This window comes from Dethiothermospora halolimnae, from assembly GCF_037577855.1.
GTDB classification, from domain to species: Bacteria; Bacillota; Clostridia; order Tissierellales; family VENL01; genus Dethiothermospora; species Dethiothermospora halolimnae.
In genome coordinates, this window is the sequence record NZ_JBAKFX010000008.1 from 58522 (window position 1) to 72155 (window position 13634).

General features: G+C 29.3%; 14 protein-coding genes. All 14 read right to left on the reverse strand.

Annotation, left to right across the window (positions count from 1 at the left end):
• Positions 1–72: 72 nt before the first annotated feature.
• The 14 genes from V6137_RS05360 to V6137_RS05425 all read right to left on the reverse strand — a co-directional run bounded on the left by V6137_RS05360 (position 73) and on the right by V6137_RS05425 (position 13632).
• Entirely contained in the window at positions 73–234 is a 162-nt protein-coding gene (locus V6137_RS05360; protein ID WP_425446860.1) for a transposase, read from the reverse strand.
• Between the two features lie 284 nt (positions 235–518).
• The gene (locus V6137_RS05365; RefSeq protein ID WP_425446861.1) at positions 519–1292 is read right to left on the reverse strand and encodes a hypothetical protein; all 774 of its coding nucleotides are present in this window, start codon (positions 1290–1292) and stop codon (positions 519–521) included.
• A complete protein-coding gene (locus V6137_RS05370) occupies positions 1289–1957 on the reverse strand; it encodes an ATP-binding cassette domain-containing protein (protein ID WP_425446862.1) in 669 nt (222 codons plus the stop codon). Before V6137_RS05370 ends, V6137_RS05365 begins: the two co-directional genes overlap by 4 nt.
• A gap of 446 nt (positions 1958–2403) precedes the next feature.
• Entirely contained in the window at positions 2404–3705 is a 1302-nt protein-coding gene (locus V6137_RS05375; RefSeq protein ID WP_425446863.1) for a sensor histidine kinase, read from the reverse strand.
• Positions 3706–3718: 13 nt separating this feature from the next.
• The gene (locus V6137_RS05380) at positions 3719–4462 is read right to left on the reverse strand and encodes a LytR/AlgR family response regulator transcription factor (RefSeq protein WP_425446864.1); all 744 of its coding nucleotides are present in this window, start codon (positions 4460–4462) and stop codon (positions 3719–3721) included.
• Between the two features lie 269 nt (positions 4463–4731).
• Entirely contained in the window at positions 4732–5007 is a 276-nt protein-coding gene (locus V6137_RS05385) for a hypothetical protein (protein WP_425446865.1), read from the reverse strand.
• A 12-nt stretch (positions 5008–5019) separates the two neighbouring features.
• Entirely contained in the window at positions 5020–5634 is a 615-nt protein-coding gene (locus V6137_RS05390; protein WP_425446909.1) for a V-type ATP synthase subunit D, read from the reverse strand.
• A 341-nt stretch (positions 5635–5975) separates the two neighbouring features.
• On the reverse strand, positions 5976–7346 hold the full coding sequence (locus V6137_RS05395; protein ID WP_425446866.1) for a V-type ATP synthase subunit B: 1371 nt from the start codon (positions 7344–7346) through the stop codon (positions 5976–5978).
• 14 nt (positions 7347–7360) lie between these two features.
• Positions 7361–9127, reverse strand: coding sequence for a V-type ATP synthase subunit A (locus V6137_RS05400; protein WP_425446867.1), 1767 nt, complete (start codon positions 9125–9127; stop codon positions 7361–7363).
• Positions 9120–9749, reverse strand: a complete 630-nt coding sequence (locus V6137_RS05405; RefSeq protein ID WP_425446868.1) for a V-type ATP synthase subunit E — start codon at positions 9747–9749, stop codon at positions 9120–9122. Before V6137_RS05405 ends, V6137_RS05400 begins: the two co-directional genes overlap by 8 nt.
• Before the next feature lie 10 nt (positions 9750–9759).
• Complete coding sequence (locus V6137_RS05410; RefSeq protein ID WP_425446869.1) at positions 9760–10068, reverse strand: V-type ATP synthase subunit F; 309 nt, start codon at positions 10066–10068, stop codon at positions 9760–9762.
• Position 10069: 1 nt separating this feature from the next.
• Entirely contained in the window at positions 10070–10492 is a 423-nt protein-coding gene (locus V6137_RS05415) for an ATP synthase subunit C (protein WP_425446870.1), read from the reverse strand.
• A 125-nt stretch (positions 10493–10617) separates the two neighbouring features.
• On the reverse strand, positions 10618–12570 hold the full coding sequence (locus tag V6137_RS05420) for a V-type ATP synthase subunit I (protein WP_425446871.1): 1953 nt from the start codon (positions 12568–12570) through the stop codon (positions 10618–10620).
• A complete protein-coding gene (locus tag V6137_RS05425) occupies positions 12571–13632 on the reverse strand; it encodes a V-type ATPase subunit (RefSeq protein ID WP_425446872.1) in 1062 nt (353 codons plus the stop codon).
• Positions 13633–13634 lie beyond the last annotated feature (2 nt).

The window sequence follows — 13634 nt, forward strand, 5'->3', positions numbered from 1 at the left end:
CTTAGATAGGTTGACCCTCAGTTTTGGTCATCCTAGTATTATCAGAAGAATAGTTACAAATTGATTAGTCCTCTATGTATTGTCTGCATATCTAGCTACTCCATTATAAGAGCTAAAAGATGTTATGGTACCAATTTCAGCAAGAGTACCACTACTGATAATAGGCCCGATACCTGGTATAAAAATAAGAGAGTTATATTCAGTAGTATTGTTACCTTTAATGGTCTTTTTCAATAGCTTTATCGATTGTTTTTACTTCATTTTCTAAAGCTTTAATAATATTGAAGAAAGATACAACTGGTACATTTAAAGGTTCGTATAGTATTTTCTTTTAAAATTTTCCCTTGACATATTACCAAGTTGCTTTTTTTACATTTATGTTATAATGATCAAGTATATTTATAACTTTTTTAACGTAAAAAAGACTCGGATATATTCGAGTCTTAAAAGATTTAAAAAAACTTATTAAATATAACACAAGTTAAATTCTTTAGCATTTTGTTGATTTGTTTCTTAAATTATTTTTTAATAAAATTAAATTTAGAGGCTTTTCCGATAATAAAAAAGATACTTAAACAACATATCAAAACAACAAGATTCATAATAATTGAAACACCATAAAAACTATTTTCAATGAACTTTATTGCCTTTATAGGAAAAAATACTATTGGCACTATATTAACATATGTATTCATACCAGTTGTTCCATCCACTATTCCAATAACCCAGTTTACAGGTGTATGCTGATTTATATTAGAATAAAGAAGTTGGGCTTGAAAAGCTGTTAAAGAAACATATGTTACAACAAGCACTATAAGACCTATTATTTTATTGTTTAAATACTTTATTAACGATATTAAAGCTAATAATAAAGATAAAAAGCATAAAATTGAAATAAATTTACTTATTGTATAAAGAAAAGCTAATTTAATTGGGGAATTAACAGTATTTGGTTGTAAGAAAATCATATATCTAATAAACTCAATAAAAAAGTATCCCATCATATAACATGTAAATACCGCGGATTTCATTATAAGAACTTTATGTCTATTATTTGAAATCATGTGTAATAAGCAATCCTTTCCTAAATAAAAGAAAGAAAAACACTCGTATGTAACGAAAAGTACTATTGCTATCCAAGAAAGCATTTGCCAAAAAGAATATACTGTGTCTGTAATACCTACAATAGGTATTACGTTAAAATATTTACAAGTATCAAGGATAACTTCTATACCCAATAGAGCACCGAAAAACTTGCTATATTTAATAAATTCTGTTTTCCAAACTGTCATTTTAATTTCTCCTTAAAGATTTTTTCTAAACTCAAATTGTTATTATGTTTTAAACTTTTCACACTTTCATGTAATACTATTTCTCCATCCTTAATCATTATAACTTCATCAAATAAGGATTCCACATCACTTATTAAATGTGTACTAATAATAACAACACTATTAGGATATCGTTCTTCCTTGATCATTGTCATTATATCATCTCTAGTAAGGGGATCTACTGATGCTAAAGGTTCATCAAAAATATATACATTTACATTTCTGCAAAGAGCGAGAATCATATGTATTTGCTCTATCATGCCTTTAGAACATTCAGCTATTTTTTGTTGGGGACTTAATTTTAACTTTCCAAATAACCTAATAGCCTTATCATAATCAAAATCATGAAATGCATCTGAATAATATTCTATAGCTAACTTTAATGTCATAAATCCATATAAAAATGGTTTATCAGGTAAATAAGAAATTTTTCTTTTATCTAGTCCACTTATTGTTCCTCGATACTTGTTAATAAATCCAGTTAATGTAGTTAATAGTGTAGTTTTCCCCGCACCATTAGGACCAAATAAACCAATAATAGAATTATTTATATTTATATTTATGTTTATATTTTTTAAAATATGAGAACTCCCTAATTTAACATTTAAGTTATCTATTTTTATCATAGCTTTACCTCATTTCTGAAATTAAGTAAAACATAATAATTATTATGTTCTCCCCTTTGATAATCACTACTTATGAACAAAGAACCAAGGTCCTATTTACATTTAAAATTTAGGTTTATGATTACTTTGTATCAATAGATGTCACTGTGGTTACAATTTTACAATATTTATTTTTCGATTTAAATCCCTTTTACATATTTAACCTTTGAAATGTAATAAACAAAATGTTTATAATGAAGTTAATTAATTTAATAACTTGTAGGGTATATGTTGTCTGTTTACTTATAATCGAGTTACTACAAAATAGAATAATTATTGCCGTTTTTTAACTCTCATAAAACCAGAACTACACTCCCCGTTAGCTCTCTTGCAAACCATGGATCCGACAATCTACCTGACAAACATAAAAGAACACATTTAACTGTGTTCTTTTATGTATTACATATTCATTTATATAATATACCTATTTTCACAATAAAACTTTCTTTATTCTCTTCTATCTCAAATAATCCATCATACTTTTCTACCATATACTTCACATTTTCAAGCCCAAAACCATGATTTTCATTATTATCTTTTGAAGTCATATATTTCCCATCTAATCTTAATCGACCTCCTTTTTTACTGTTAGTTAACTTTATAATTAAGTATTTGTTCTGTTTGTACATTTTAAGCTCTATATATTTGTTTTTTGTGTTATGGCATGCCTCTATAGCATTATCTAAAATATTTCCTAGTATTATTGACATATCTACAGGGTCAATAGTCATACTAGCAGGTAAATCTATACTAAATTTCAACTCTATATTTTTTCCCTCTGCCACTGATAATTTATAATTTAATATAGCACTTATAACTGGATCTCCAACAGTTACTATGTTATTCACTTTCTTTATAGACTTTATAAGCTTTTCAGTATATTTTGTTAGCTCTTCTATATTATTTTTTTCTGCAAGAGCATGTATACATCCTATATGGTGATTGAAATCATGCCTTTGGGCCTTCAACTTATAAGCTGTTTCTTCCATTCTTCTTATATAATCTACCTGTCTTTTATATTCTTTTTCTCTTATTTTCCACTGAATTTCTTTATTTGAATATTTAATAATTTGTCTGATAATTGTTAATGTAACTATAGTAAATATTATCATAAATAAAAAGATGATTTCTAATTGGTACTTACTAGTACTTATGATTTTAGAACCTGAGTATATTTTTAAAATTAAAAACATAAAAACAATGTTAATCATCAATACAACTATTATTTCATATATGTATATTTTTTTTATTCTGAAACTTTCTATTTTCATTTTCTCTAAAAATTTAATAATTATAAAGTACAATACTTTTGTTATTACTTCTAATGCTACTCTATGGGGTGTCCGTCTATTTACAAGTATTATACCCATATTAAAAACTTTTTCAAAAACAGCTATAAAAGAAATCTCCATAAAGGCAATTCCTATACAATATAATAGTTCTAATACAATAAGTTTAAATAAATGCTCTTTAAATATATGATATTGAAATAATATAGATATTCCTATCATAATAAAAAAGCCTAGTATACTAGGTACTCCTAAAATTATATTAACTATATGTATAGTTAATGCTTGAAAAAATATTATACTTATAATTTTACCCTTACTATTTATTTTTGGAATTAAAAATACTGATAAAAGCATATACATTAGCCCTGATTCAATTACATTTACAATAAAGTCATGCAGCAACCACAAGATAAACATATTTATTTTCCCCCTAGTTGAAAATCTTGTGAGATAAGGTGTTTTTTACCTCACTAATCCACCTTTTACTTACAGGAATATTATACTTTATATCCTTCATATGTATTTCTCTGTTTTTATATGAATCTATTTTATCGTTATTCACTATAAAACTCTGATGACATTGGGTAAAATTATCCATATCTATATTAGCTTTTAATTTTTTAAGGGTCATATAAAACTCTATTTCCCCATTTTTATGAACTAGTTTAACCTTTCTAAGAATTTTTTCAAAATAATATATATCATCATACTTAATCTTTCTTATATCTCCCCTATTCTCTATAACAAATTCTTTTTCCTTTTCTATTCTATAGTATATCTCTTTTAGTCTATTTAAGACCTCAATAAATATATGTTTAAAGTCCTCATACAAAACTGGTTTCATTAGATAGTTAAATGCCCTTACCTCAAAGGCTTTAAGGGCATAATCTTTAAATCCTGTAATATATACAACAATAGCATCTTTATTTATACTGTTTATCTTTTTAGCTAACTGAACCCCATCCATACCTTTCATCTCAATATCCAAAAAAAATATATATGTATCTTTTATACTTACTATATTATCATTAACCTTTTGTAACAACTCTTCTCCGGTATTTGAATTGGTTATATTTACTTTGATATTTATTTCTCCTGCTACTTTTTTTATATAACGATTTATAGTGTTTACTTGTATATTTTCATCATCACATACAACCACATTGTAACTCATTGTGTTATCCCCCTTTTGAATCTTTATAATACTATTTTAACTTATTTCTTGTCATTTTTCTATATATATCCAAATTATTCTCCATAAATATTTAAAAATATATTTTAATTGCTATATATCATTCTTAAGCTATAAAACCCATTTATTCATGCCGAAACCCTACTTTTTACATAACAAAAATGTTGAATTAGAAATCCCTTAATACATAAATAAAAAAATAGTTAAGAATCTATACGGGCTTTACCCATTCTATTCTTAACTATTAACCCTTAACTATTAATTGAATTTAAAACTGTTTTCTCTGCTAAGCTATAATCTTGTTTCTCCTTCATTGTATCAATAAACAAATTATATGTATCTTCTATGATATTTATCTTATCCTCCGCTATCCCTTCCTTTATCATCTCCTCTTTGGCCTCTTTATGGGCCTTTTCATAGAGATAAAAGGGGATACCATCTATCTCTGGGGGCATAAAGTTAAATCTATAGTGACAGTTTAATCTAAACTTATTTATATATTCTATTAGCATTTCCTTATCAGTCATATTTACTTCTCCTTAGTTATTTATATTTTTTACTTTCTTAAGTCTAAAAAAGTCTTCCCTTTCCTTTTCTTCAAGGGTTTCCTGTATAAACTTTATTCTATCTTTATATTTTGGTATTTGTATTTTTTCTAAGGCATTGGCCCTCTTTTGAGTTTTCTTTATTTCTATGGCTAATTTATAAACTGAGTTTTCCACTTCAGCAAGTTCGTATATAAGGTATCTTACTTCCCTAAATTTGGTTACTGCTATATCTAACACAGGATTGGTTCTGAAAAAACCGTATTGGGTGTCTAGTTTGTCTTTTTTATATTTTACATTGGGGATCTCCACACCCATTATACTCTTTAAAAGTATTTCATGTTCCCCTTCCTTCATTATGGATAGGGCTAGTTCTTCTACATTATTTACTCCCATGGTTATATTAACAAGTTTTAGGGCTTCATAGGCATCATTGAATTTTTCTGATACCTTGCTTTGTATATCCTTAGCTTTATCTATTAGGGACATCATTTCCTTTATTAGTACAGTTCTCTTTCTATCTAATAGTTCAAAGCCCTTTTTAGAAAATTCTAGGGAGCTTTTGCTTTTTAATAGATTTGCCTTTGTTGGAGAAACTTTTTGAGATATAATAAACCACCCCTTTTGCCGAAGCGGAGCTTCGGAATTGTTAATTTTTTATTGTTAATTGTTAGTTTTGGTGGGTCAAGGTTTTTGCCTTGGAACCGCTTTCGGAATTTTAAATTGTAAATTATAAATTAGTTTTGTTTCATGGTTTAGTTTTGGTTCTTTAGTTGTTTTATTATTCTAGGTTTATTTTCGGTCCATTACCGCCACTTTCAGGGCGGCGGACTGGGCATGCTCAGTCCCTACGTCTATTTAAAGAATAAATAATAGATAATAAAGAATAAATGTTGTGCAAAGTGGCCTAAGGCCACTTTGTTCCTTATCTATTCTTTATTCTTCATTCTTTATTCTTTATTCTTTGCATTTAAAAAATCTGGATCTATTCTATCTAGTTCATCTTCAGGTAATATCCTTAAAAGTTCCCAAGCTAAGTCTAGGGTTTCATTTATGTCCCTATTTTCTTCGTGACCTTGGGTTATGAATCTTTTTTCAAATTCCCTCCCAAAATCCATATATTTTTTATCGGTATCCGATAGGTCGTCTTCCCCTATTATTTGGGATAAGGCCCTTACCTCTTGAACTTTAGAATAGGATGAAAACAATTGATTTGCTACATCGGGATGATCCTCCCTTGTAAAGCCTTCCCCTATTCCATCCTTCATAAGTCTTGATAACGATGGTAATACATTTACAGGGGGATATATATTCTTTCTTGACAATTCCCTACCTAATACTATTTGTCCCTCGGTTATATAACCGGTTAAGTCAGGAACTGGATGGGTTATATCATCGTTGGGCATAGTTAGTATTGGTATTAATGTTATGGAACCTTTTCTATCCTTGAGCATTCCCGCCCTTTCGTATAGTGATGCCAAATCAGAATAAAGATATCCTGGATATCCCTTTCTACTGGGAACCTCTTCTCTAGCGGAGGATATTTCCCTTAAGGCTTCACTATAACTGGTTATATCGGTCATAATAACTAGTATATGCATATTCTCTTCAAAGGCAAGATATTCAGCTGCAGTTAATGCACATCTAGGTGTTGTTATCCTTTCAGCTATTGGGTCATCTGCATGATTTATATACATAACCACCCTATCTAATGCATCGGATTTTTCAAAGCTTTTTCTAAAAAAGTCAGCATCATCATGTTTTACCCCTATGGCCGCAAAAACTATTCCAAAGTCATTGTCTCCCTCGGAACTTATTTTAGCCTGCTTTACTATTTGGGCTGCAAGTTCGTTATGGGGTAGACCATTACCTGAAAATATAGGTATTTTTTGTCCCCTTATTATTGTTGTAAGGGCATCTATTGATGATATCCCTGTCTGTATAAAGTCCCTTGGATATTTTCTAGCCACAGGATTTATAGGTCTACCGTTTATATTATGCTCTTTTCCTCCAAATATTTCTCCCCCATTATCTATGGGCTGTCCTATACCATTAAAGGTTCTACCTAATATGTCCTTAGATAAGGATAGTTCAAAGGGACTACCGGAGAAACTAACGGAGGTGTTATTTGTTGATAATCCTGTTGTACTTTCAAACACCTGTATTATAACCACATCTTTTTCTATTTTTATAACTTTACCTGTTTTTATACTTCCCTCTACCTTTATCTTAACAACTTCTCCATAGGATACATCTTCTATCCCTGATAGTTGTATAAGGGGTCCTTCTATTTTATCAAGTACTAAATACTCCTTTTTCAATATATCACATCCTACTATTCTGAGTATTTTCTTTCTAGTGAATCATAAAAACTATCTATCTTTTCATTTATTTTATCTATTTTTTCTAATTTATCATTGGGAATATCATATTTCATTTTTATAACCCTATTAAATATTTCATCATTTCTAACTTGGGATATTGGTATTCCCTTATTTGTTGCATCATTACTTCTATTATATAAATGTTCTATGGTTTTTAACATTTTATATTGCTTTTCTATTGGTACAAAAGTATCCTCTTTATGAAAGGCATTTTGTTGTAAAAAACCTATTTTTATAACCTTAGAGATTTCTAATATAAGTCGCTGATTATCAGGTAGGACATCTTCCCCTACTAGCATAACTATTTCCTGTAATTTTTCTTCCTCTTGGAGTAATTGTAACATTCTATTCCTCACATCTAAGGCATCTTCACTGACATTGTCACTATACCAACTATCTAAGGTTTTAGTATATCCACTATAACTGGTAAGCCAATTTATGGCAGGGTAATGTCTAGAGTAAGCCAGTTCCCTATCTAGGGCTAAAAATACATTAACAAAACGCTTGGTATTCTCCGTTACCGGTTCTGAGAAGTCTCCTCCAGCTGGGGATACTGCCCCTATTATGGTTACTGAGCCTTCATTATCATTTAATGTATTTACATAACCTGCCCTTTCATAGAATTCTGCCAGTCTAGATGGTAGATATGCAGGATATCCTTCCTCTGCAGGCATCTCTTCAAGTCTTCCCGAAATTTCCCTTAGGGCCTCTGCCCATCTTGATGTAGAATCGGCCATTATGGCAACATGATAACCCATATCCCTAAAATACTCTGCCATAGTTATCCCAGTATATATACTGGCCTCTCTGGCTGCCACAGGCATGTTTGATGTATTTGCTATAAGTATAGTTCTTTTCATAATAGGTTCATTTGTTTTAGGGTCTATTAGGTCAGGGAAGTCCTCTAAAACCTCAGTCATTTCATTTCCCCTTTCACCACAACCTATATAAACTATGATATCTGCATCGGACCATTTTGCCAGTTGATGCTGGGTCATTGTCTTTCCTGTTCCAAATCCTCCAGGGATAGCCGATGTACCTCCCTTTGCTATTGGAAAAAACATATCAAGGACTCTTTGACCTGTTATAAGTAGTTTGTCTATGGGTATTCTTTCCTTTACCGGTCTAGGATTTCTTATGGGCCATTCTTGATACATTTTTAGTTTGTGATTTTTATTGTTTTTATCCTCTAGCCTTATAAGTATCTCTTCTAAATTATACTCTCCATTCTCCTTTACTTCTATGACTTTTCCCTCTTTATGTGGTGGAACCATTAGTTTATGATCTATTAAACTAGTTTCTTTAACTACTCCATATATATCTCCTGGCTTTAGGTAGTCCCCCTTTTTTACATCGATGGAAACTTTCCATTTTTTATCGGGATCTATTGATAACAGACCTATTCCCTCTGGTATAAAGTTATTTGATATTTCATTTATTTTTTTAAGGGGTCTTTCTATACCATCAAACATATTCCCAATCATTCCAGGCCCTAACTTTAAAGACAATGGTTTTCCCGTACCAATAATAGGCTCTTCTACCCTAAGACCTTCCGTTTCTTCATAGACTTGAATTGTTCCTATGTTTCCATCTATTGATATAACCTCACCTATTAACTTTTTTTCTCCTACCATTACCATCTCTCTCATTTTAAAGTTGGACATGTTTTCGCCCTTTATAACCGGGCCATTTATCATTGATATTATTCCATTAGTCAATGGCATCACCTGCTTTTTCTAGGGCATTATATAATATATTTCCTATTTTCTTTTTATTGTCTTCTATTTTACTCTTCATAGTATCATCTATCCTTACTGATTTATTACTATTTATTATTACCCCACCCCCTATTATATCCTCATCTGTGATCTTTGCTTTTACATTATAACCTTTATCCATTAATTTCTTTTCTATAGTATATCCGTATTTATTTTTATCCTTTTCCGTTAAGTAAACATATATATCTTTATCATCTAAACCAGACAGAGAATCTAATATATTCTCTAATAAATAGTCTTTATAGTCTTCTTTATCTGTATATATTCTGGCCTTTTCAGTAACATCATCAACTATTTTATCTAGTAGCTCCTTTTTCTTTTCTAATATGTTTTTTTTAGCATTTACATTGGCTTTAGATATCATTTGCCTTTTCTTTATTTCAGCAGACTTAACCTTTTTATCTATTATATTTTTGACCTTAGCCTGTATTTCTTCTTTATGACTTTCTATTATTTTTTGATTTTCCTTTTCTATTTCTTCTAACTTTTCTTGGGCTTTTTTCTGTTCCTTTTCAAATACTAACTTTGAAAATGTGTTTAACTTCTTTTCAATGGTAATCATTACACTCACCTCATATATTAAGACCTATGGACTCTTTTATGTATTTAGTTATAAAATCACTATCATCACCAAATCCATGTCTATCGGGAATGGTAACTATAAGGGGGAAGTCCCTTTTAGTTTTTAATGTCATAACTTCATCTTCTACTTTGTTATGTATGTTTTCTGTTATTATAATAATACCTATATCCTTATGATTTACTAATTCCCTTAATTTTTGTAATATATCATCTCTTTTCTTTACAATAACTCCATCTATTCCACCAAGTCTCATCCCTACTACAGTATCTCTGTTATCACTTATTAAAAAGGACTTCATATTATAACCTTCCTATTATAAGTATTGATACTATAAGTCCATATATAGCAATACCCTCGGCAAGACCAACAAATATCAGGGTTTTACCTAGTATCTTAGGATCCTCTGACACTGCACCTAATGCTGATGAACCAACGGCACCAACTGCATACCCTGCACCTATTGTTGCAAGCCCAGTAGATAGAGCCGCTGCTATATAACCAAGCCCCGATGATGAAGCCGCTGGTGCAGTTGCTGCAAACACAATCTTAGGTGCTAATGTTATTATTGCCATAGTAAGTAGAGGAATGAATGTAAATAGATTAAATCTCAATATTTTCTTTAATTTAGATTTATTAGTTTCCATTTCTCTATATAGTAAAAATAAACCCGAAGATATAGTTAATATAACTATTAATGTTGTTGATATTGTTATAAAAGTCAATTAAATCACACTCCCTTTTTATTAGAGAATAAAGAATAGATAATAAAGAATAAATATTGTGCAAAGTGGCCTAAGGCCACTTTGTTCCTTATCTATTCTCTATTCTTTATTCTCCATTCTTTCCTTTAAATTTTCGTTGCTTCAAATTCCTTGCCCTCTCCTTTATAATACTTACTAAATAACTCATAATACTGTAACCTTAGTCCTTGAATTGCTACTATTAAACCCTCTAGACCTATTATTATTATGTTTCCTAATATTAGCATAAATATGCTCCCTAAGTTATTTCCTATAAGATTTGCTATTGTTTCAAAGGCTATAAAAAGGCCCACATGGGTTAATGCAAATGCTCCAACCCTTATAAATGATACTGTATTACTTAACATACTAAGTAAAGTTTCTAATATGTCAAAACTACTCTCTATATAATAGCTTGATTTAGACTCATGATATAATGGCCTTTTATTAAATATAATATTTGTTAAAGGTTCCTTTATAATCATTGTAATAATGCCCAATATAAGTACTGGTATTAAAGCTATATTAGGTATATTGATTGTAACTACAAAGTTTTTAACAAATATAAATAAAAGGGTTAAATAAAATATAAGCCCCGTTATTCCATTTCGTCCAAATAACCCCTCTTTATAATCTTTCTGTTTTAGAGAATTTATTATACTATATAAATAACTTACAAGGAGTAAAAATACACCTATTATTATTGCCCCTATTAAAACTTTATTTATATTTTCAAAGGGTTTTATTAAAAGGGCCGGCAATATATGTTCAAATCCAAATAAACTGCCATAAAGGCTGCCAAAAACCATAGAGCTTATTCCAAGTCTATTTAATATGGAGCCTATTACTACTGACTTATTAGTTTTTTTCAGTATATATCCTAATATAAATAGTACAAAACCTTGACCCACATCTCCAAACATTGCTCCAAATAAAAACATATATGTTATACTTAAAAATGCCGTTGGATCAAGTTCATTATAGGACGGTACCCCATACATTTTAACTAAATATTCAAAGGGTTTAAATAGCTTTATATTATTAAGTTTTGTAGGGGGTTTAAAGTTGTTTTCCCTTTTATCTTCTCCTTTAAACATTATTATTAAGTTTTTATATTTTTCTAATCTTTTTCTTATTTTTTCTTCATCCTTTTTAGATACCCATCCCGATAAGTAAAAAAAGTGTTTAGTGGACACAGTATGCTTTTTTACTTTAGATACCTTTTTCTTCATAATTACTTTACTATAACACTTGTCTAAATCATCTTTATATTTTTTCTTTAACCTTGATAATACTTTGCTATTATCTTCTATTGCCTCTTCTTTTTTTATCTTTGTTTCTTCAAGCTGATTTAAAATATCCCTAGGTTTTCCAGTTAACTCTTCTGGGATATGTATATTGTGAAAGTTTAACGATCTTAATATCCTTTCCGTTTCTATCTTTAATTCTGCTGGATATATTACTAAATACACATCATCTTTACTACTACTTCCTGTATGAATTACTATTGCAGAAATATTCTCATAATTTCTTCTAAGTTTTAGTTTATCCTCCTTAGCTAATATACCAAAGCTATAATCAAAGTATTCTAGGTTCCTAAGTTCTTCTATATCTACATCTAAATCTGTTACATGTTTAAAGTTCTCATAAAACCTATTTATTTCACTTATATCATTCTTTAATCTAACTATTTTATCGTGATAAATTATTAATTCATCATATATTTCATCTAAGCCAGTGACACAATCTTTTAAATTATAACCTTTATTAACATGGTTTATATTAAAGGTGAATTTATCATCGTATATTTCTTTTAACTTATTTATTTTTTCTAAAATGTCATCACAGTTATCGCATTCATTTATGGGCTTTATATAGTTCATTTCAACTAATTCATCAACATTTTCTTCCGATATATTTAAGGTAAAGTTACTGCTTTTTATTTCGTTTAAAGCATTTACTATATCAACATTTCCCATAAGTACTATGTCTTTAGATATATCATTTATATATTCTTTAACCCCCACTATATTCATCATTGACATTTTTTCTACTGCCATTTATAAATCACTTCCCTTTAACCGCCTTACAAGATATTTTTTTGCTTCCCTTTTATCTAGATCATATCTAATGGCTTCAATTGTAGAAATTATATCCCTTACTTCAAATTCCAATAAATGCATATAGGCTATAGACTCTATTATGTCCATTTTTCCTTTACGATAGTAATCTTTAAATTGAAAATACAAATATCTCTCTATCCTTCTTTCCATAAATAAATCCACTGTATTCTCATTATCAAATAAGAAGCCGTATTTTCCATCTACGATTTTTTCCATTAATTCTTTTTCATTATCTGAATAGCATAACTCTTTTATATGGTCATATCTCATAGAAGATCCTTTTACTATAATGTAATTTATTAATTCCTCAGATGACAATTTATAAAATTTAATGCCCCTATATATCCATTCAAGATTTAGTAAGTCTATATTTTTACCTAATAAATCCTTAAATATTTTTTGATCATTTTTATCCAATTTAGAACTCTGGTCATATAGAGACTTAAAATAGTATCTGTCTAGTCTCATTTCCATATAAAATGTGAGTTTTCTTCCCTCTTCATTTAAATAGGGTTTTAGCATATCATAATAGTTTGTATCCTTAAGGTTTTCAACAAATTCTTTTATGTCTTTACTTTTGGATAGCTTATCGTGGTCCACTGTGCTATATATCCCTGAATATAATACTAATCCCCGTACACTCTCTAAATCTTCTCCCCTTATAAGGGTTCTTATATATAGTTTTAAATCTTCTATTTCATATCTAATAAAAAGTATTCTAAAAAGCTTTCTATATTCATCTGTAAAAAAATGAATCAATTTTTCATATTGATTTACTATATGCTTTTTAAGGAGTAACTCTAGTTTATCCCTATGTATATCTTTTATATCAACACCCCTTAATACATTTTTGTAATAGGTTTTATTCTTAAGATACTCTGCCACTTCACCAACTGAATCCTTCATTATAAGGTTATTAAAATCTTCAGCTTTAAGCATTTTTCCAATCAAAACCCTTACTTTAGTGTTTATTGAAGCAAAACGGGTTACATTAGACAAGT